Origin of the sequence: Curvibacter sp. PAE-UM, from assembly GCF_001432305.1 — a bacterium.
Lineage (GTDB): Bacteria > Pseudomonadota > Gammaproteobacteria > Burkholderiales > Burkholderiaceae_C > Hylemonella.
In genome coordinates, this window is record NZ_KQ483358.1 from 2,013,384 (window position 1) to 2,031,546 (window position 18,163).

15 protein-coding genes and 1 riboswitch are annotated in these 18,163 nt (G+C 62.5%); of the genes, 9 read left to right on the top strand and 6 right to left on the bottom strand.

Annotated elements, in window-relative coordinates:
* The coding region (ribD, locus tag AO057_RS18270; RefSeq protein ID WP_371258269.1) for a bifunctional diaminohydroxyphosphoribosylaminopyrimidine deaminase/5-amino-6-(5-phosphoribosylamino)uracil reductase RibD at positions 1-509 on the bottom strand (509 nt) is incomplete at its 3' end.
* 251 nt (positions 510-760) lie between these two features.
* Here ribD and AO057_RS18280 point away from each other — a divergent pair.
* The 8 genes from AO057_RS18280 to AO057_RS09830 all read left to right on the top strand — a co-directional run bounded on the left by AO057_RS18280 (position 761) and on the right by AO057_RS09830 (position 10,464).
* Complete coding sequence (locus tag AO057_RS18280; RefSeq protein ID WP_082605500.1) at positions 761-1,234, top strand: type IV pilin protein; 474 nt, start codon at positions 761-763, stop codon at positions 1,232-1,234.
* The gene (locus tag AO057_RS09800) at positions 1,228-1,761 is read left to right on the top strand and encodes a GspH/FimT family pseudopilin (RefSeq protein WP_057675449.1); all 534 of its coding nucleotides are present in this window, start codon (positions 1,228-1,230) and stop codon (positions 1,759-1,761) included. Before AO057_RS18280 ends, AO057_RS09800 begins: the two co-directional genes overlap by 7 nt.
* 1 nt (position 1,762) lies before the next feature.
* Positions 1,763-2,200, top strand: coding sequence for a type IV pilus modification protein PilV (gene pilV, locus AO057_RS09805; protein WP_057675450.1), 438 nt, complete (start codon positions 1,763-1,765; stop codon positions 2,198-2,200).
* Positions 2,201-2,244: 44 nt separating this feature from the next.
* On the top strand, positions 2,245-3,405 hold the full coding sequence (locus tag AO057_RS09810; protein WP_057675451.1) for a PilW family protein: 1,161 nt from the start codon (positions 2,245-2,247) through the stop codon (positions 3,403-3,405).
* 29 nt (positions 3,406-3,434) lie between these two features.
* Positions 3,435-4,025, top strand: a complete 591-nt coding sequence (locus AO057_RS09815) for a pilus assembly PilX family protein (RefSeq protein WP_057675452.1) — start codon at positions 3,435-3,437, stop codon at positions 4,023-4,025.
* 83 nt (positions 4,026-4,108) lie between these two features.
* A complete protein-coding gene (locus AO057_RS09820) occupies positions 4,109-9,061 on the top strand; it encodes a pilus assembly protein (protein WP_057675453.1) in 4,953 nt (1,650 codons plus the stop codon).
* Between the two features lie 9 nt (positions 9,062-9,070).
* Positions 9,071-9,778 carry a hypothetical protein gene (locus AO057_RS09825; RefSeq protein WP_057675454.1) on the top strand — a complete coding sequence of 236 codons (708 nt, stop codon included), beginning with the start codon at positions 9,071-9,073 and terminating at the stop codon, positions 9,776-9,778.
* Between the two features lie 134 nt (positions 9,779-9,912).
* Positions 9,913-10,464: a GspH/FimT family pseudopilin gene (locus tag AO057_RS09830; protein WP_057675455.1), complete on the top strand. Its 552-nt coding sequence runs from the start codon at positions 9,913-9,915 to the stop codon at positions 10,462-10,464.
* A gap of 1 nt (position 10,465) precedes the next feature.
* Here AO057_RS09830 and nrdR read toward each other — a convergent pair whose 3' ends face one another.
* The 3 genes from nrdR to AO057_RS09845 all read right to left on the bottom strand — a co-directional run bounded on the left by nrdR (position 10,466) and on the right by AO057_RS09845 (position 13,185).
* Positions 10,466-10,915: a transcriptional regulator NrdR gene (nrdR, locus tag AO057_RS09835; RefSeq protein WP_057675456.1), complete on the bottom strand. Its 450-nt coding sequence runs from the start codon at positions 10,913-10,915 to the stop codon at positions 10,466-10,468.
* A 10-nt stretch (positions 10,916-10,925) separates the two neighbouring features.
* Positions 10,926-12,170: a serine hydroxymethyltransferase gene (gene glyA, locus AO057_RS09840; protein WP_057675457.1), complete on the bottom strand. Its 1,245-nt coding sequence runs from the start codon at positions 12,168-12,170 to the stop codon at positions 10,926-10,928.
* A gap of 35 nt (positions 12,171-12,205) precedes the next feature.
* Positions 12,206-12,344: riboswitch (ZMP/ZTP riboswitch) on the bottom strand.
* 37 nt (positions 12,345-12,381) lie between these two features.
* A complete protein-coding gene (locus AO057_RS09845) occupies positions 12,382-13,185 on the bottom strand; it encodes a lytic transglycosylase domain-containing protein (protein ID WP_057675458.1) in 804 nt (267 codons plus the stop codon).
* Between the two features lie 866 nt (positions 13,186-14,051).
* Between AO057_RS09845 and AO057_RS09850 the strand changes: the two genes are divergently transcribed.
* Positions 14,052-16,511, top strand: a complete 2,460-nt coding sequence (locus AO057_RS09850; RefSeq protein ID WP_240480765.1) for a DUF349 domain-containing protein — start codon at positions 14,052-14,054, stop codon at positions 16,509-16,511.
* 24 nt (positions 16,512-16,535) lie between these two features.
* On the opposite strand, the gene AO057_RS09855 is transcribed toward AO057_RS09850, so the two are convergent.
* Positions 16,536-17,342 carry a M90 family metallopeptidase gene (locus AO057_RS09855; protein ID WP_057675460.1) on the bottom strand — a complete coding sequence of 269 codons (807 nt, stop codon included), beginning with the start codon at positions 17,340-17,342 and terminating at the stop codon, positions 16,536-16,538.
* A 2-nt stretch (positions 17,343-17,344) separates the two neighbouring features.
* Positions 17,345-18,154: a UDP-2,3-diacylglucosamine diphosphatase gene (locus tag AO057_RS09860; protein ID WP_057675461.1), complete on the bottom strand. Its 810-nt coding sequence runs from the start codon at positions 18,152-18,154 to the stop codon at positions 17,345-17,347.
* Between the last annotated feature and the right edge of the window lie 9 nt (positions 18,155-18,163).

An 18,163-nucleotide genomic window follows, 5' to 3' on the forward strand; every position in this document is an offset into this window, starting at 1 on the left:
TTCTCCAGAGCGGTCTGGCCGTCCAGCGAGGCGGCGATTTTCATGCGCACCCAGGGCGTCTTGCGCACCATGCGGCTGAAGAAGCCGATATTGAGCTCGCGTGATTCGGCGGCACCCGGGCCGATCTCGACCTCGATGCCGGCGGCGCGCAGCCGGGCAAAACCCTGACCGGCCACCTGGGGGTTGGGATCCTGCAGCGAGGCGACCACCCTGACGATGCCGGCTGCCACCAGCGCATCACAGCAGGGGCCGGTGCGCCCCTGGTGGGCACAGGGCTCCAGGGTGACGTGGGCGGTGGCGCCGCGGACTGAGTGGCCCTGTGCAGCCGCGTCATTGAGCGCCATGATTTCCGCATGCGGGCCACCGGCGCGCTGGGTGTGGCCCTGGCCCAGTACCTGGCCGTCAGGAGCGACGATGACGCAGCCCACGCGGGGGTTGGGTGAGGTCAGGCGCAGGCCTTGCGTGGCTAGATCAATTGCCGTAGCCATGGCCTTGGGGTGTGGTGTCATGGCGTTGCTTGGTCAGCAGGGTCCCTGGGCCAGGGCAGCTATGGTCTTTGTTGTGAAGGGGGTGAACGATGTACCGGCAGGCCACAACCCGAGCCGTTCAGCGACTCAGGGACACCATTCGTCACTTCGGTGAGGGGTTCATGATGTCGGCCACCTATTATGGTCCGTAAGTTCCCTTGCGTGACAGGTCTGGTAGTCGTCGGCAACGGGTGGCACTGATCGGTCCGACTCAATTTTGCTGGAGATTCTCGATGCTCTCTCTCTCAACCCTTGCCGAGCGAGTAAACCCCCGCACCCTGGCGCATCGCCACAAGGGTTTCACCTTGGTCGAGGTGCTCATCGTGGTGGCCATCATCGGGATCCTGGCCGCCATCGCCTTGCCTTCCTACAACGACTACATCACGCGCGGGAAGATTCCAGACGCCACATCCAATCTGGCGGTCATGCGGGTCCGGCTGGAGCAGTTCTACCAGGACAATAAAACCTATCTCAATGCGCCCGATTGCAATAACAACGCGACGGCCAGCAAGTACTTTACCTTTGGCTGCACGACGGCAGGTTCGGCAACCGGCTACGTTTTGCAGGCAACGGGCGTGGGAGCGATGGCCGGTTTTGCCTACAACATCGACCAGACCAATCTCAGGACGACCGTTAGCGTTCCTGCGGGTTGGACGGTGCCCAATCCCAATACGTGCTGGACGATCAGGAAGGGGGGCGTGTGTTGAGGCCTCGCCAAACCGGTTTCAGTCTGATCGAGTTGATGGTCGCCATCGCCATACTGGCCATGCTGATGGTCGCGGGGGTTCCCAGCTTCAGCTCTTTTATCCAGAACAGAAAAATCCGCACAGCAGCGAGTGCTGTTCAGGATGGACTGAATGTGGCCAAGTCCGAGGCGGTCAGGCGCAACACGAACATCAGTTTCGCATTGGATGCGGCGGGCGGCTGGGTCGTGGGGTGCACGACGGTCGTCGGGACGGATTGCCCCGCATCGATCCAGGCACGTCCCTCGGGCGAGGGCTCGGTCGGCATCGCGACGACTGCGACCAACCTCACCTTCAATGGCTACGGCAGGGCGTCATCCTTGGCTGCGGGCACCAACGCCACCATCGATGTGAGCAATCCGCTGGGGGCTTGCGAGGACGCGGGCGGCACCATGCGGTGCCTGCGAGTCGTGGTCACCCCCGGTGGGCAGATCCGCATGTGCGATCCCAAGTCGACGATATCGAATCCAACTTCCCCACAGGCGTGCTGATATGGAATTGCAATCGTTTTCACCCAAGCGCAGGCCGGCATCGCAATCGGGCGTGATGCTGATCGAGGTCATGATTGCGATCCTGATTTTCGCGCTAGGGGTGCTGGGCATCGTGAGCCTCCAGGCGGCCTCGGTGTCACAGATTTCAGATGCCAAGTACCGCTCGGACGCCAGCTTTCTGGCCAACCAGCTCTTTGCAACGATGTGGGTGGGTGACCGGAAGGTTGCGACCTTGCAGAACAATTTCAATACAAATAACCCGGCTTACGTGACATGGAAAAACAAGGTGACGGGTTCTCTCCCCGGGGTGGCGAGCAAGGCGCCTGATGTCGTAGTGTCGAACGATGGAATCGTGACGGTGACCATTTACTGGCTGCCACCGAGTGCGCCGGCTGGCACTGAGCACAACAAGTACGTAGCGGTTGCCCAAATCAAATAGGGGAAGATCAATTGATACGCTCTCAGTCAGTCACCTTGCGTCGCATGGCGGGTTTTAGCCTGGTCGAGATCCTGGTGGCCATGGTCATCGGCCTGATTGCGACGCTTGTCGTGATGCAGGTGTTTTTCGGTTCCGAGGCGCGCGGGCGTACGGCCGCCGGCAATGCGGATTCGCAGAGCAATGGCGTCATGACTTTTTATCAGATGCAAAGTCATATCCAGAAGGCGGGTTATGGCCTGGACTCCATCGGGCTCTATAACTGCCTGATGTCATGGACGCCAGCGTCGGGAGCACCTGTCGACAAAGCCATCACCCTGGCCCCAGTGTCCGTCAACCCTGTGGGCACCAAGGGGGGGGTGAAATCGCTGCTCCTGCCAGCGGGCGATGCCAATACCGATACATTGCTGGTGGTGTATGGCAACGGCAACGGCCAACCCCAGGGCAACCCCATCATCGACAAGTTGGGGGTGGTCTACACCATGCAGATGCCGGGTACGTTTGAGGTGGGCGACCGGGTCATCTTGGCTCTGGATACGGCGCCAGGCTTCTGCGGCACCACCGTCTTGAATATTGATCGTGTGGCTGCGGTGGACGCCACCACGGTCACGCTGGTGACGGGAAACGCCGGTGTCGCCATGTTCAACCTGGGCAAAGGGCCCAACGGCGTCAATGTCACCCCCACCAGTGCCAACCCCAGCAATGGACCGTCGATCCTTGCCTACGCGGTGCGAAACGGGGATTTGACCGTGTGTGACTTCACCGTCCATGACTGCAGCCTGGATGCCAACAAGACCTTGACCACCGTCTGGGTGCCCATCGCCAGCAATATCGTGAGCATGCGCGCAACCTATTGGAACGATACCAGTGGCGCCTGGGATGGCAGCTCAAGTGCGAGCAATCAGACGCAGCCCGCGACGGCCTGCCTTTGGGCCAAGGTCAAGGCCATCAGCCTGGTCCTGGTGGCCAGGAACACGGAGCGAGACAAGGACGTGGTGACCACCACCACCTTGAATGGCGTGAGCGCGGCCGATGCCAACCGGCCGGTATGGGACCAGGACGGTGTGGCGCCGTTGGTCGCCAACACAGGGGCTTTGGGTCCGGATGCGGCCGCCGATGAAGAGTGGAAGCACTACCGGTACAAGACATTCCAGGCGTTGATTCCCTTGCGCAACGTGAACTGGATGGGGAGGCCCACAGGATGCTAAATCACTCAATTCGTCGTCGTGGCACGGCCATGGGCCGCCACGCCCAGTCGGGTGTGGTGCTGGTCATCATGCTGATCGTTTTGGTCGCCATGACCTTGGCTGCCATTTCCATGGTGCGCTCGGTCGACACCACCAATTTGATCGCCGGCAATCTTTCCTTCCAGCAGGCTGCAACCCATTCGGGGGATACCGGCGTCGAGCTGGCTTCGACCTGGCTGTTTGCGAATGCGGCGGGCGTGGCGCTGGAGAACGACGATCCGACCAACGGCTATGTGGCCGCCGGACTCAAGATCGCTCCCAATCTGACGGCCAATCCGCCGCAGTCATGGAACGATTACTGGGTCAACACCCTGGCGGCACGTGCGGTGAAGGCGAATCAGGTGGACGCCGCCGGCAATACGGTGTCCTACGTCATCGACCGCATGTGCAACAACGCCGGGTCCTCAACCGGTGGCGCATCTTGCGTCGGTTCGCCGACGGTCACCTTGGCTTCCGGTAACAGTGAAGAAGCGGGCGAAAAGCAGCTCAATGCCTCGTCCGGTGTGTATTACCGCATCACGGTCCGTGTCGATGGCCCCAGAAATACCGTCAGTTATGTGCAGGCGGTCGTGTCCATGTAGTGGCAGGCACGGCTGGAGATTCATCGATGAGCAGGCTCAAGGTTTCCGGTGCCCGATAGGGCGCCAGCAAAGGAGAAGTTTTCATGGCAATCAACCAAACAAGCAAACTCGCCGGCAAGGCGGCGGTGCTGGCTTTGCTGGGCCTGGTGGCGGCAGTGTCGGGTGCGACCGATATTTCGACGGTTCCCCTGAGCACCTATGCCGCCACTTCGTCCACTGATATCAAGCCGAATGTGCTGTTTATCCTGGACGACTCGGGCAGTATGGACTGGAACTACATGCCCGACTACGCCGACCCGGCCGATGCGATCTCGAGCCCCGTCTACCGTTTCAGGAACGCGAACTACAACGGCATGGCCTATAACCCGGCCATCGTTTACAAGCCGCCGATCAACGTCAACAGTTCTGGCGTCACCGACACGACGACCTACAAGAACATGACCGGGGTGGATTCGACGACCGGTGGTGATGGTGCGGCGACATCGGCTTCGCCCAATTGGAATTCGGTCAAGAACGATGCGTATGGTGTGCAGAGCACGAGCACGACCAACCTGACACCCAGTTCCACGGCGGCGCCTTATTTCTACACCTCGATCGCCGGAGCGTACTGCAAGACCGCGAGTCTGCGCGAGTGCCAGGCGGCGACCGCACCAACCACGACCTATCCGTACCCGTCCTACCTGCGCTGGTGTAGCACCTCGGCGCTGACCACCTGCCAGGCTGCGTTTGACGCCACCAATTTCTCCTTTCCCCGCATGGCTTTCCCCAGGACGGGGACGGTGACCATCACCAGTGCATCCTCCGGCGTCATCACCGGGATCACGGTCGATTCGAAACAGATCATGTCTGCGGCAACAGCGTCGTCGTCAACGGCCAGCACGGTAGCGAACCTTATTGCTGCCCGGATCAATGCCTGCACTTACGCGATCTCTGGCAATTGTCAAATCGTCGGGTACACCGCTAGCGACAACGGCAGTGGCGTCCTCACCATCACGGCGCCGGGTCAGACATCCAGTTCGCCGGTGGTGACGTTCACTGGCACCGTTGCCTATTCAACGGCTGCATTCAGTCAAGGCACGGTGCCGGGCGAAAATCTGCGCACCACGATCTCACCGGATGTCACCAGCTATCCCTATCCCGGTAGCACGACCAAGGCATCCTCGCGTACCGACTGCGTTGGCACCACCTGCACCTACCTTGAGGAGATGACCAATTACGCCAACTGGTTCACGTATTACCGCACGCGCATGCAGATGATGAAGACGGCTTCCAGCAACGCGCTGGCAGCCGTCGACAGCGCTGTCGATATTGCAGCTGGTAAATCCAGGTTCCGCCTGGGTTTCATGACCATCAACAACAACAACACGACCGATTTCGTCAACCTGGGCGAGTTCACCGGGGCCCAGAAATACGCCTGGTACCAGAAGCTGATCAAGGCCAAGCCCAACAACAGCACGCCATTGCGCGAGGCCTTGGCAGATGCCGGCCGCATCTATGGCGGTAAATTGAACGGTGCCACCTTCAATGGCGTGACGGTGACGGACCCGCTGCAATACTCCTGCCAGCAAAACTTCACCATCCTCTCGACCGACGGCTTCTGGAACGGCAATGCCGGCTACAAGCTGGACGGCAGCACGGCCGTGGGCAACCAGGATGGCGGGATGTCCGCCCCTTACGGGGATGGCGCAACGGTCCAGCTGCAATCCCGCACCAGCACCTTGCAGACTGCCGCCGGCGCCCGCTACAGCCAGTCGACCAGCAACCTGCAGTCGCGCACCTTGTCGAGTCAGACGGCGCCTTTGCATCGTCAACGTACGTCGACCGACAGTGGAGCGACGTGGACCGCCTGGACTGACGTGGCGTCTTGCACCATTGATACGTCGGGCACAACCAGGACAGATTGCGAGTTCCCAACCAGCACGTCATCGGATAGTGGCACGTCGTGGACCAACTGGACCTATCTGGGTACGAATACGGTTTGCGTGGTCGATAATTCAGGCGGTAACCGAAGGGCCTGCTCAGGAAGCGTGGCCGTGTACAGCAACTGGGCCAACGTGAGCACGTGCACGGCCACGGGTGGGGTGGAGTGCCAGTACACGACCTGGTCCACGGCTGTCCCGGTCGGTTCCTGTACCGCGGTGGCCAGGGACACGACCTCGCCCCACACTGTCGGTACCGCCGTCCAGTGCACGGACAATGGCACGACACTGACCTGGACGAATGCCACCAATACCTGCACGCAAACGAGCACCACGAGCTGCCGTTACACCGCATGGAGCAGCTGGTCCAACACCACGGCATGTACCGCGGTGCCGCAGGATGCCGGGCCCACCTTCACCGTGCTGTCGGCACGCGGGTGCCAATCCCTCAGCACCGGTGGAACGTCGGATACCCTGGCGGACGTGGCGGCGTATTACTACGCCACCGATCTGCGCAGTGCCACCGCCACCGGCGTTGATGCGACGGGCACATGTACCGGCCCCGTCATCTCGCCGAACACCACGCCCAATGACCTGTGCGCGGACAACGTCGCGGTCAATGGCCTGGATACGGCCAAGACGCAGCATATGACGACTTTCACGCTGGGTCTCGGTGCCCAGGGCAAGATGATTTATGCCCCCAACGACGGGTCCAACTACTGGAATGACACCATTGGTGACTTCTACGACGTCAAGAACAAGACGACGGCCTCGCCCAGCACCGGCATCTGTTCCTGGCTCTCCAGCGGCACCTGTTATTGGCCGACCCCGGCCGCCAATAGCAACGCCAATATCGATGACCTCTGGCATGCCGCCGTCAACGGACGTGGCACCTACTTCAGCGCCAAGGACCCGTCTTCTCTGGCGAGCAGCCTGACCAGCTTGCTCGCCAAGATATCGAACACCCCGCGCCCGGGCACAGCGGCGGCTGCGGCCAGCAGTAACCCGAACGTGAGCACCAGCGACAACTATGTGTTCAGCTCTTCGTACCGGTCGGTGGACTGGTTTGGCGAACTGGTCCGCCAGCAGATCACCACTGCGGGCACACTGACAGCACAGAACTGGTCGGCCATGCGCTTGCTGGATTGCGCGACCACCCCCTGGGCAGCCAGCACTCTCTACACCACAGGCAAGGTGTACCGGCAGGGCGGCGCTTGCCATCTGGTCCTGGGCGACTACACCTCGGGCACGAGTTTTGATGGTTCGACTACGGGTGTGGATGGGCAGAGCACGCGTATCCTGAAGGAGGATGAAGCCTCTTCGACCTCCAGTGCCGTGACGGCGAAAACATCGCGCACCATTTACACCAACAGTGCGAGTGCTTTGATACCTTTCGACTGGACGGACCTGGTCACTGCGGGGCTGGATGGCAACTTTGCGCAAGCTTATCTGACGGGGCGCCTGTCCCAGTTCTGTGCGACAGGTGCCGATTGTCTGAGCAGTGCAAATCAGGCCAGTGCCAGTGGTTCGACCCTTGTGAACTATCTGCGTGGTGATCGCACCAACGAAAAAACCTACTACAGGGAAAGGGCGCACGTGCTGGGCGACATCGTGGCCTCGGAGGCTCGCTACGTGAAGGCGCCCTTGTTCAACTACGTGGACGCTGGGTATGCCGATTTCAAGACCCTGATGAAGACGCGCAACGGCGCGGTTTATGTAGGTGCCAACGACGGCATGCTGCACGCTTTTGATGCCGCCAACGGGCAGGAGCTGTGGGCGTATATCCCGCGCCCTGTCCTGCCCAATATGCATGCCCTGGCCGACAGGAATTACTCGAACAACCACCAGTTCTTCGTGGACAACACCCCCGAAGTAGGGGAGATCTCGGTACCCTGCACGGCCGTTTTCCCGGCGACCACCTGCAACCCATGGAAGACGATTCTGGTGGGTGGTTTGAATCGGGGTGGCAACAGTTATTACGCGCTGGATATCACCGACCCTGCCAGCCCGAAGTTTCTGTGGGAGTTCACGGCCAGCACCATGGGCTACAGCTATGCCAACCCCCGGATTACCAAGCTCAAGGATGGGACCTGGGTGGTGATGCTGACCTCAGGCTACAACAATGCCGATGACAAGGGCTACCTCTATGTGGTGAATGCGCAAACCGGTGCCCTGATCCGGAGTTTCACTGCCGACCCCGGAACGGGCAAGAAGGGGAACCTCGCTCGCATCAGTGCCCATGCCAAGACCGCCGATACGAACAACACGGTGACTGCGGTCTACGGTGGCGACATTCTGGGCAACCTCTGGCGCTTTGACGTGAATGGCGACATGGGCGCCAGCGGATACGACGCACAGTTGCTGATCAACTTCCAGGACGCCAGTGGGAATCCCCAGCCGATTACCGCCAAGCCTACGGTTGCGACGGTTGACGGCCAAACCGTGGTGTATGTCGGAACCGGGAAGTTCCTGGGTGTCTCTGACATCAGCGATCCGCAGTTCCAGTCTTTTTATGCGGTGGTCGACAGTGGCGGTAGCACGACGCTGACGACGCCGCGTACATCAGGCAGTGGCTTTGTCAAACAGGTGCTGACCGATACCACATGCCCTACAACGGCGTCTTCGTCGGTCTGTGCCCAAGGGCAGGTGGTTCGCACGTCCACATCGAACCCCGTGGACTGGACCTCGAACAAAGGCTGGTATATGGACTTTCTGGGTGCAGGTGAGCGCGCCAGTACAGACCCCAGCCTGGGCTTGGGGACCTTGCTGTTCACCACCAACCTGCCTTCTTTGACCTCGGGCAGCGTGTGCGGTGACCCCAGCACATCGGGTGCGAAAAGCTTCCTGTATTCCTTGAACTACAAAACCGGGGGCGCCGTAACCAACGCTTCTGGAGTTGCCGGTGTGTCCTTGGGCGATGGCGCAGTGACCCGCCCGGTCATGATCCTGATGGCGGATGGCACGGTCCGCGCTCTGACGCGTGTGTCCAACGGCCTGTCGAGTGGGGACAGCAACAGTACCGACCAGGGGCAGACCGTCATCACCACGCCGCCGATCGACAAGGGCGCAGGAAGCGGCCTGCGTCGAGTGTCCTGGCGCGAGCTGACGATGCAATAGTGAGTTGACTTGGCTGCGGTGGGGTTGGAAACGAGCGAGACTGGACGCATTGACATCCTGAAAGGTGGTCTTGCGCTCCTGTCCCGGCATCGTACGAGCCTGCTGGCCCTTGCGCTTTCCGGTCTGTTCCATGCGGTGCTGTTCTGGGGGCTCAGAACCGAGGTTTTGAGCGGCAGCGCACTTTTCGGTCTGCGCTCTTCTTCGACGGTTGTTCGCTTCGCCAGCATGCCACCTGACGGTGCCAGCATGAAGGTTGGAGAGCGTCGCTCCGAACTATCCGTCCCGGACACCTCAAAGCCTGGGCCAGAGGTGACGCCCCGAGCTTCGGAGGGTTCGAACCTTTCAGATCGGGGCACTGCCCAGCGTCTCTCGTCCGACGCGATGCCCCTGCTGGGCGGGCCTCTGCCGGAGCTTCACTATTTCTCTCCCGATGAGTTGTCGGTCAAACCACAGCTCATGAGTGACGCCGAGGTCTCGGGGCCCACTTTTATTCCTGACATCCTTCCATTGCCGGTATTGGTTCAGCTCCTGATCAATGAGCAAGGCGGGGTGGACAGGGTCATCCTGGGTGAGAACTTTCTGTCGGATGTCGCCAGGAAATACATCGTGGAATCTTTTTCGGGCATGAAATTCAGCCCGGGCATGCTGGGGGCGCGTCCCGTGAAATCTCAATTGCAGATCGTGGTGAACCTGGATCCGGCCATCCCCGTCAACTAAGGGCCACAAGCCATCCTCGGCGTCAGTCTGGGGATTTTTGATGGAAGGCATCCCCAATTTTGGGGATGCCTTTTTTCTTGGGCATGAATTAACTTACGTCCAGTCGCAACGGCCTCGATGCTGAAGGGGGATGTATGGTGTCGTATCAGATTGCTAAAGGGTATTCGCTGCCTGAGGTGATGGTGGTGATGCTGGTTTTCTCGTTGTGCATGACTCAGGCGGTCCCCGCCATGTCAAGAGTGGTGGACAACGTCCGGATAAAAACCGGGGTGTCTGCGTTCATGGACAGTCTGCATCTGACTCGTTCCGAAGCCATACGACGTAATGCCCGCGTTGTGTTGTGCAAATCGGCTTCCGGTAGCTCCTGCGCACCAACTGGAGCCTGGGAGCGCGGCTGGATCGTATTTCAGGATGTGAATGGGAATGGCGTGGTCGATCCTGGTGAAGAGGTGCTTCGCAGAGAAGCCTCGCTGCCGTCGAACTTGCGGATCGTCGGAAACTCAACAGTCGATGACTACGTGGCGTACACGGGGCTGGGGAAAACAACCTTGAACTCCGGCGCATTTCAAGCCGGTACCATTACGGTGTGCCAGCCATCGACACAGAGGGTCGATGCTTACCAGATCGTCATCAACAGTTCGGGTCGAGCGCGTGTCGCCAAGGCAGCGTTGAACGCGTGCCTTTGATTCAGCGCCGCACCTCATCCACCAGCGTCTTGAACTCGTCGATGTCTTCGAAGCTGCGGTAGACACTGGCAAAACGCACGTAGGCTACCTTGTCCAGTTTCTTGAGCTCGCGCATCACCAGTTCGCCGATGCGGGTGGATGCCACTTCGCGCAGGCCAAGATTGAGGAGTTTTTCCTCGATGCGCTCCATGGCGCTATCAATCTGCTCGGTACTGACCGGTCGCTTGCGCAGGGCCAGTTTCATGGACGCCAGCAGCTTGCCTCGCTCGTACTCAATGCGCCGGCCATCCTTCTTGACGATGGATGGGAAATTGACGTCCGGTCGCTCGTAGGTGGTGAAGCGCTTCTCGCAGGCACCGCACTGCCGGCGCCTGCGGATGAAATCCCCGTCCTCTGAAATTCGGGTCTCGACGACCTGAGTTTCAGAGTTTCCGCAGAAGGGGCATTTCATCGGGGCTGGCTTACTTGTAGACCGGGAAACGAGCGGTCAGCGCGTTGACCTTGGCGCGCACGGCGGCGATGTTGGCTTCGTCACGCGGCTTGTCCAGCACGTCGGCGATCAGGTTGGCCGTCATGCGGGCTTCCTCGTCCTTGAAACCACGGGTGGTCATGGCCGGCGTGCCGACGCGCACGCCGCTGGTGACCATCGGCTTCTCAGGGTCGTTCGGGATGGCATTCTTGTTGATGGTCATGTGGGCGGCGCCCAGCACGGCCTCGGCTTCCTTGCCCGTGATGCCCTTGGAACGCAGATCCACCAGCATGACGTGGCTCTGCGTGCCGCCGCTGACGATGCGCAGGCCGCGCTGGGTCAGGGTTTCGGCGACGATCTTCGCGTTCTTCACCACCTGTTGCTGGTAGGTCTTGAAGCCCGGGTCCATGGCTTCCTTGAAGGCCACGGCCTTGGCGGCGATGACGTGCATCAGCGGGCCGCCCTGCAGGCCGGGGAAGATGGCGCTGTTGATGGCCTTCTCGTGCTGGGCCTTCATCAGGATGATGCCGCCGCGCGGGCCGCGCAGGCTCTTGTGGGTGGTGGAGGTCACCACGTCGGCGTGCGGCACGGGGTTGGGGTAGACGCCGGCGGCGATCAGGCCGGCGTAGTGCGCCATGTCCACCATGAAGATGGCGCCCACGTCCTTGGCCACCTTGGCGAAGCGCGCGAAGTCGATGTGCAGGCTGTAGGCCGAGGCGCCGGCGATGATGAGCTTGGGCTTGGATTCGTGCGCCTTGCGCTCCATGGCCTCGTAGTCGATCTCTTCCTTGGCATTGAGGCCATAGGACACGACGTTGAACCACTTGCCGCTCATATTGAGCGCCATGCCGTGGGTCAGGTGGCCGCCTTCGGCCAGGCTCATGCCCATGATGGTGTCGCCGGGTTTGAGGAAGGCCAGGAAGACGGCTTCGTTGGCCGAGGCGCCGCAGTGCGGCTGCACGTTGGCGGCATCGGCGCCGAAGATGGCCTTGACGCGGTCGATGGCCAACTGCTCGGCCACATCCACATGCTCGCAGCCACCGTAATAGCGCTTGCCCGGGTAGCCCTCTGCGTACTTGTTGGTGAGCTGGGTACCTTGCGCGGCCATGACGGCGGGCGAGGCGTAGTTCTCGCTGGCGATCAGCTCGATATGGTGTTCCTGGCGGGCGTTTTCGGCCAGGATGGCGGCCCAGAGTTCGGGGTCGGTTTGTTCGACGAGGATGTTGCGGTTGTACATGGCAGTCGGAAAAAACAGGTGTCCCCCGGTGGGGTGGGGGCTGCCCAGGCGAACGGCTGAACACCGGACGAGGCTTGCCGCCTATCCCGTGGCACGCTTCCCGGTGGTCTGTCCACGTCAGCGCCACCCGACCTAAGGAGTCAGGCGCGCCTATCGCCAGTCGCGTGCCCGGCTAGTGTAGCGGAGAGCAGCGACCTGGCCAGTCTGGAACTCAGGAGTTCAGCAGGACGACGGTTTCGGTCGTTGCCGGTTTGGCCGGCGCCGTCACCGGGATAGGCTGGACGGACTGGGTCGGGACGGCGCGGCCGGAGGCCACCTGGACCAGGCGTGCATGCTCGGCCAGTACCTTGGCTGCGTAGCCGCCATCGTCCGGCAGGTTGGCCGCACCGACGTAGTAGCGCAGGCCGCCCTCGACCGATCCGGCGCGCCGGACGTATTCCTGCAGCACCAGGGCGCCGACACGCAGGTTGGCAACCGGGTCGAAGGCCGCCAGCTTGCCGCCAAAGGCTTCGTATTTGTCGCTGTGCACGCGGGTCATGACCTGCATCAGGCCCTGGGCCCCGACCGGGCTTTGTGCAAAGGGGTTGAAGCTGGACTCGATGGCCATGACCGAGAGCAGCAGCAGGGGGTCGATGTCGATGCGGCGGCCGATCTCATAGGCCTCCATGACCAGCGCCGAAACCGGTTCCGGCGCGACACGGTATTTCTTGCTGAGCCAGTAGGCCACTGCAGCCTGCTGTTTGGGCAGTTCATGCGGATGAGCTGCCGTGGCGCGCTCGACGGCCACGGGCTCGGGCTCGATACCGCTGGTTTCGAATTGGCGGTTCTGCAGCCAGTCCATCAGCTGGACTTCTCCCGCCTGGCGCAGTTCCGGGCGGGCCACCAGGGCAATGGTGGCGAAAAGGACAGCCAGCCCCAGCAGCGCAAAGCTGTTGTGGATGGTGGCGAAGAAGACTTGGGAGATATGGCGTGCGACGGATCGCATGCCCTGGCCCATTTCTTGAAACGCTGTCATAGCACTTCCTCATCTCGCGTGGTGCCGGGTCTGGGGCTGTGACTTGCTCACAGAACCAGACCGCAGTCAGCACGTCTGGGTTGGTACGCCATCTGGATCGGCCCGGCGACGTGTTGCCGGCATGTGATCCGATGTAGCCGGGGTCGGCAGCGGATTGGGGTAATCCCTAGTTCAGGGTGAAACGAATTGTAAGACCCCATATATAACCAGTCAATAATATCAAATCAATTAAATAGATCAAAAATGGATAACAAATCACTTTCAAAGCAAAAATAATTGAAGGTAATTCATATAAATCAATGACTTACATAATTCATATAAATATCAGCCTTAGCTCTACTGTATTTTGTAACAGTGCCCATCAGTCGTTTTCAAGCTCCTTGGGAGGGAGCTTCGGGTATCAATCAGGACGGAGGGTTTCATTGATACGGTGATTTGAATCCCGTGGCGGGCGAACTAGAGTGAATGGGCCTGTCACATCAGGCATCTCTGCTGGAAGTAGCCGGCACACACCTTCAGGGTGCAGGTGCCAGCGCCAAACTGGCAATCAAATGGAAGCAATCTCTTGCTTCCTTCGCATTGCGGGACTCGACTCTCCCCTTTGCGATACCCAGACGGCATGGGCTTGTAGCCCGCCGTCAGGCCCGGCGGGCTGGCTTATGGCCACCCGGCCGGGCTTTCTGCTTGTGGTGGCAAAAATCCGCGAAGCGGATGCAAATGACGGCGACAATCAGCCTCTTCATTTGCCACCCCGAGTCCGTGCCGTGTCCCCGTCTTCTTCTGCCCAACGCAACGATACCCAAGCCCTCGATGAACTGACAGGCGGTGCTTTTTCCGCGCCCACGGCGGGGGAGCGTGCTGCCCGCGTGCGAGCCTGGCTGCAGAGCATGCCCGCCGCCGAGCAGATGCAGCAGGTCTACCGAGAACTCAGCGTCAAGGACAAGGGTGCCGCCAAGCTCTTGCGCGAGAAGCTGGACGAGCTCAAGCGCCAGCGCGACCAGGAGGGCATGGCGGCCGACTGGGCGCAGAAAGCGCAGGCCTTGCTGGACGCTGCCAAACTGAATGTGGCCGACGCCATGGCCTGGCAGCGTGATGCCGCCAAGGCCGGGGCGCCGTTGAGCCGGGAGCCGCTGGCCACCCTCAAGGCCCGCCTGGCAGACCGCGTGAAGGCCATCGAGGATGTACAGCACCGTGCCCAGGTGCAGCGCGAGGCCGCCGTGTTGCTGGCCCAGCGCATCGAGGTGCTGTCCACCAAGTCCTGGATCGACGCCCAGGCGATCGCCGAAAGTCTGGCGACTGACGTGAATCACTGGCAGGCCGAGGCGGCTGCGCTGCCGGGCGACCCGCATTGGACCAGCATTGACCTGCGTTTTGCGCCGCAACTGGAGGCTTCGCGTGCCCAACTGGCCCTGGTCTGGGAGGCTTTTAGCGCGGCTCTGGCCCAGGCCCGGACAGCGGCCGCCGATCCGGCCGCGCCCCTGCCCAAGGTGCCGGTCTGGGCCGATGAGCTGCGCAAGGCGCGCGGTCTGCCGGTCGAGGCTGTGTCGCAGCCCTCCAAGCCCAAGGTTGACCCCGAAATCCGTGCCCAGGCCATGGCAGCCGTGCGTGAGGTGTTGAGCCGGCTGGAAGCAGAAGTGGCGCAGGGCCACGGCAAGGCCAGTGCGGGAGCAGCCAATGCACTGCGCCAGGCCCTGAAAGAACACGGCCGCCATATAGACAGTCACCTGGACCGCCAGGCCCATGCTGCTTTGGGGGCTGCCGGTGAACTGGAAGGCTGGCAGCGCTGGCGTGCCGACCAGTTGCGTGAAGAACTGGTGGGCAAGGCCGAGGCCTTGCTCAAGCGACCCGAAGGCCAGGCCCTGGGCGGGCGCAAGATGCAGGAGTCCTTGCGCGAACTGCGCGAGCTATGGAAACAGACCGACCAGGGCGGGGTGCCCAACCACGCACTCTGGAAGCGTTTCGACGAAGCCTGCAACCAGGCTTACAAGGTGGTCGAGGCCTGGCTGGAGAAGGTCAGGGCCGAGTCGGCCGAACACAGGGCCAAGCGTCTGGCCCTGATCGAGGAGCTCAGGACCTGGGGGCTAGCCCAGGCGGCCGCACCTGCCATTGACTTGAAAGCCTTCAACCGTGAATTGCACCAGTTTGCCGAGCGCTGGCGTGAAGCCGGGCATTTGAGTGAAAAAGCGTTTGCCGAGATGCAGCCACAGTGGAAGGCCGCCATGCATGCCGCCGCCGCGCCCCTGGAAGCCGCCCAGCAACTCAGCTTGCAGAACCGGCACGCCATGATCGAGGAGGCGACGCAGCTCGGTGCCGCGCCCATGCTGCGCATCGATGCTGTCAAGGCGCTGCAGCAGCGCTGGCAAGCCGAGGCCCATGCCGTCCCGCTGGAGCGGCGCCAGGAGCAGAAGCTGTGGGACGCTTTCCGCAAACCGATCGACGAGGCCTTCGCACGCAAGAGCGCGTCGCGCGAGCAGGCGGTCGCGGCCATGAGCGAACACGACAAGGCCGTGCTGCAGGCGTCCCAGGCGCTGGATGCTGCCAATGCCAGCGGCGATGCGCAAGCCATCCGTGCTGCCATGGGCGCGCTGGAGGCTGTGATCAAGGGGGCAGGGCAGGCGCCTGAGGCCGCCCCGCAACCGTCTCCCGCGACGGCGAGCGAAGAATCCGCATCCCTGGCCGCCGCGCCGGTTCAGCCGCGCAAGCCCGTGGTGGCCGTGCGTGGCGATGACCGTCCGGGCATGAAACGCACCGAGCCGGCGGCACCCGCCGGGCGGGCACGACCCGGGGAGCGACGCGATGCGCCCCGCCGTGACGAGCGCCGGCCCGAGCGCGAAGGCCGGCACGAGTTCAGTCGTGAGCGTGAGGGCCCGCGTCTGGGGGATACCGCTTTCCGCGCCCAGCGCGATGCGCTGGACCATGCGCAATCCGCCTTGAAGAAACTGGCGGTGCAGGCCCATGGAGAGGCGCTCACCCACTTGCTGACGGCCTGGGAGCAGCGCGATGCAGCCCAGCTGCCGACGGTTGCCGAGATCGGTGGGCGTGTCACGCCGGCCGTGCGCAGCCTGTGGACCCAGGCGCTTTCGGCCGCGCCTTCGGCCTCGGCAGATGAAACCCTGCTGCGCCTGGAGATCGCGGCCGAGGTGCCGACGCCGGCCGAGCATCTGGATGCGCGTCGCGCGCTGCAGCTGCAACTGCTGACGCGGCGCAATGATCCGGCACCGGCGCAGACCTGGGGCCAGGATGTGGCGCGTGTGTTGGCGGCCGCTCATGACGCCAGCCAGGCACGGCGCCTGCAGCAGGCGCTCAAGGCCTTGCTCAAGCGCTGACGATGGGCTGGGGGCCCGCCGCGATCAGCGTCCGGGCCGGAAATAGGCGTCGAAGAGCGGCAGCAGCGTGCCGAATTCGCGCCCGAAGCGCTCGCGGCTGACGAAATAGGCTTCGCTGGTCACGGCGAAGAATTCGTCGATGGCTTCGGCGCCATAGGGGTCGAGCCAGGTGGGTTCTGTGCCGAAGCGCTCGGCTTTGATGACCGCCTCCCTGAATGAGTCGTAAGCCAGCTGCAGTGTGGACTGCCAGTGATTGCGTGCCGCACGGGCCGTCGGCTGGCCCATGAACCCGGCCGGCAGGGGCGGGCAGCCATCAGCTAGGCCGTCTTGCAAATCAAGCTTGTGGACGAACTCGTGGATCACCACGTTGTAGCCGGTCTCGCTGGACGCCGATGTCACGTCGCGCCAGCTGAGCATCACCGGCCCTTCGTGCATGGCCTCGCCCGCCAGGGCCTCCTCATACCGGTGCACCACCCCGTGTTCGTCCACCACCTCGCGCTGCGCCACGACTTCGTCGGGGTGCACGACGATGCCCACGAAATCATCGTAGCTGCGCAGCGGCCGGTCCCCGGGGCCGAAGTGCAGCACCGGCAGGCAGGCTTGCGCGGCGATGGTGAGTGCCATCGCATCGGTGATCACCAGGCCCTGGGCGCCATGGAATTCCTTGTCTTCGAGGAACATGGCGCTGAGCTCGCGCAGCCTGGCCAGTTCGGGGGCGGAGCACGCCAGCAGAAAGCGGCATTCAGCCAGGGTCTGCCACCAGAGGGCATCGGGGAGATCCTGGCGTGGCCGGCGCTCACGCCTCCAGAAGCGGGCAAGCCAGGCCCGCATGCTCAGGCGATGTCGCTGGCAGGCAGGCGCAGAACCCGGACGGCACCCGTCGGATCGGACCGCTGTAGACGCAGCACTTCGGCACGCGGCGGCTGGGCGGCCGCGTCCCAGTCGCTGAGTACGTGGCGAAGCTGGCCCCTGCCCAGATCATGATCGGCCGGCCTGTGCGTGTGTCCATGGATCATGGTGCCCGCGTTTGCGATCCGCAGCCAGTCCCGCGTTATCGGGGTGTCGACGTCGGCGTAGGTCATGCCGCTTTGCTTGCGGTCCTCGCTTTGCTGGCGCAGGCCGCGCGCGAGGGCCCGGCGTTCGGCCAGCGGCTTGGCGAGGAAGGCCTGTTGCCAGTTGGCGGTGCGTACCTGGGCGCGGAACTGCAGGTAGTCGGCATCGTCCAGGCACAGTGCGTCGCCGTGGGTCAGCAGCCAGCGCTGCCCGCCAAATACCAGCACACAAGGATCGTCCAGCAGGGTGAAGCCGGTGGCTCGGGCGCAGGCGGTGCCGAGCAGGAAATCGCGATTGCCGTGCATGAAGTGCAGGGCGCATCGGCTGGCGGTCGCCTTCATCACGTCGACGCAATGCTGTTCGAAGCGGGCCTCTTCGTCTTCGGCCTGTAGCCCGTCATCACCGACCCAGACCTCGAACAGGTCGCCGAGGATGAACACAGCATCGGCACGCGTGCCCGCCATGTAGTGTTCCCAGGCCTGGGCGGTGCGAGGCTCCGTGGCCTGCAGGTGGAGGTCGGAAATGAAATCGACCACCCGCCAGTGCGCCGGTGCGTGCAGCTCGGCGAACCGGGGGGTGGTCGGGGTCATGGGGCCCGC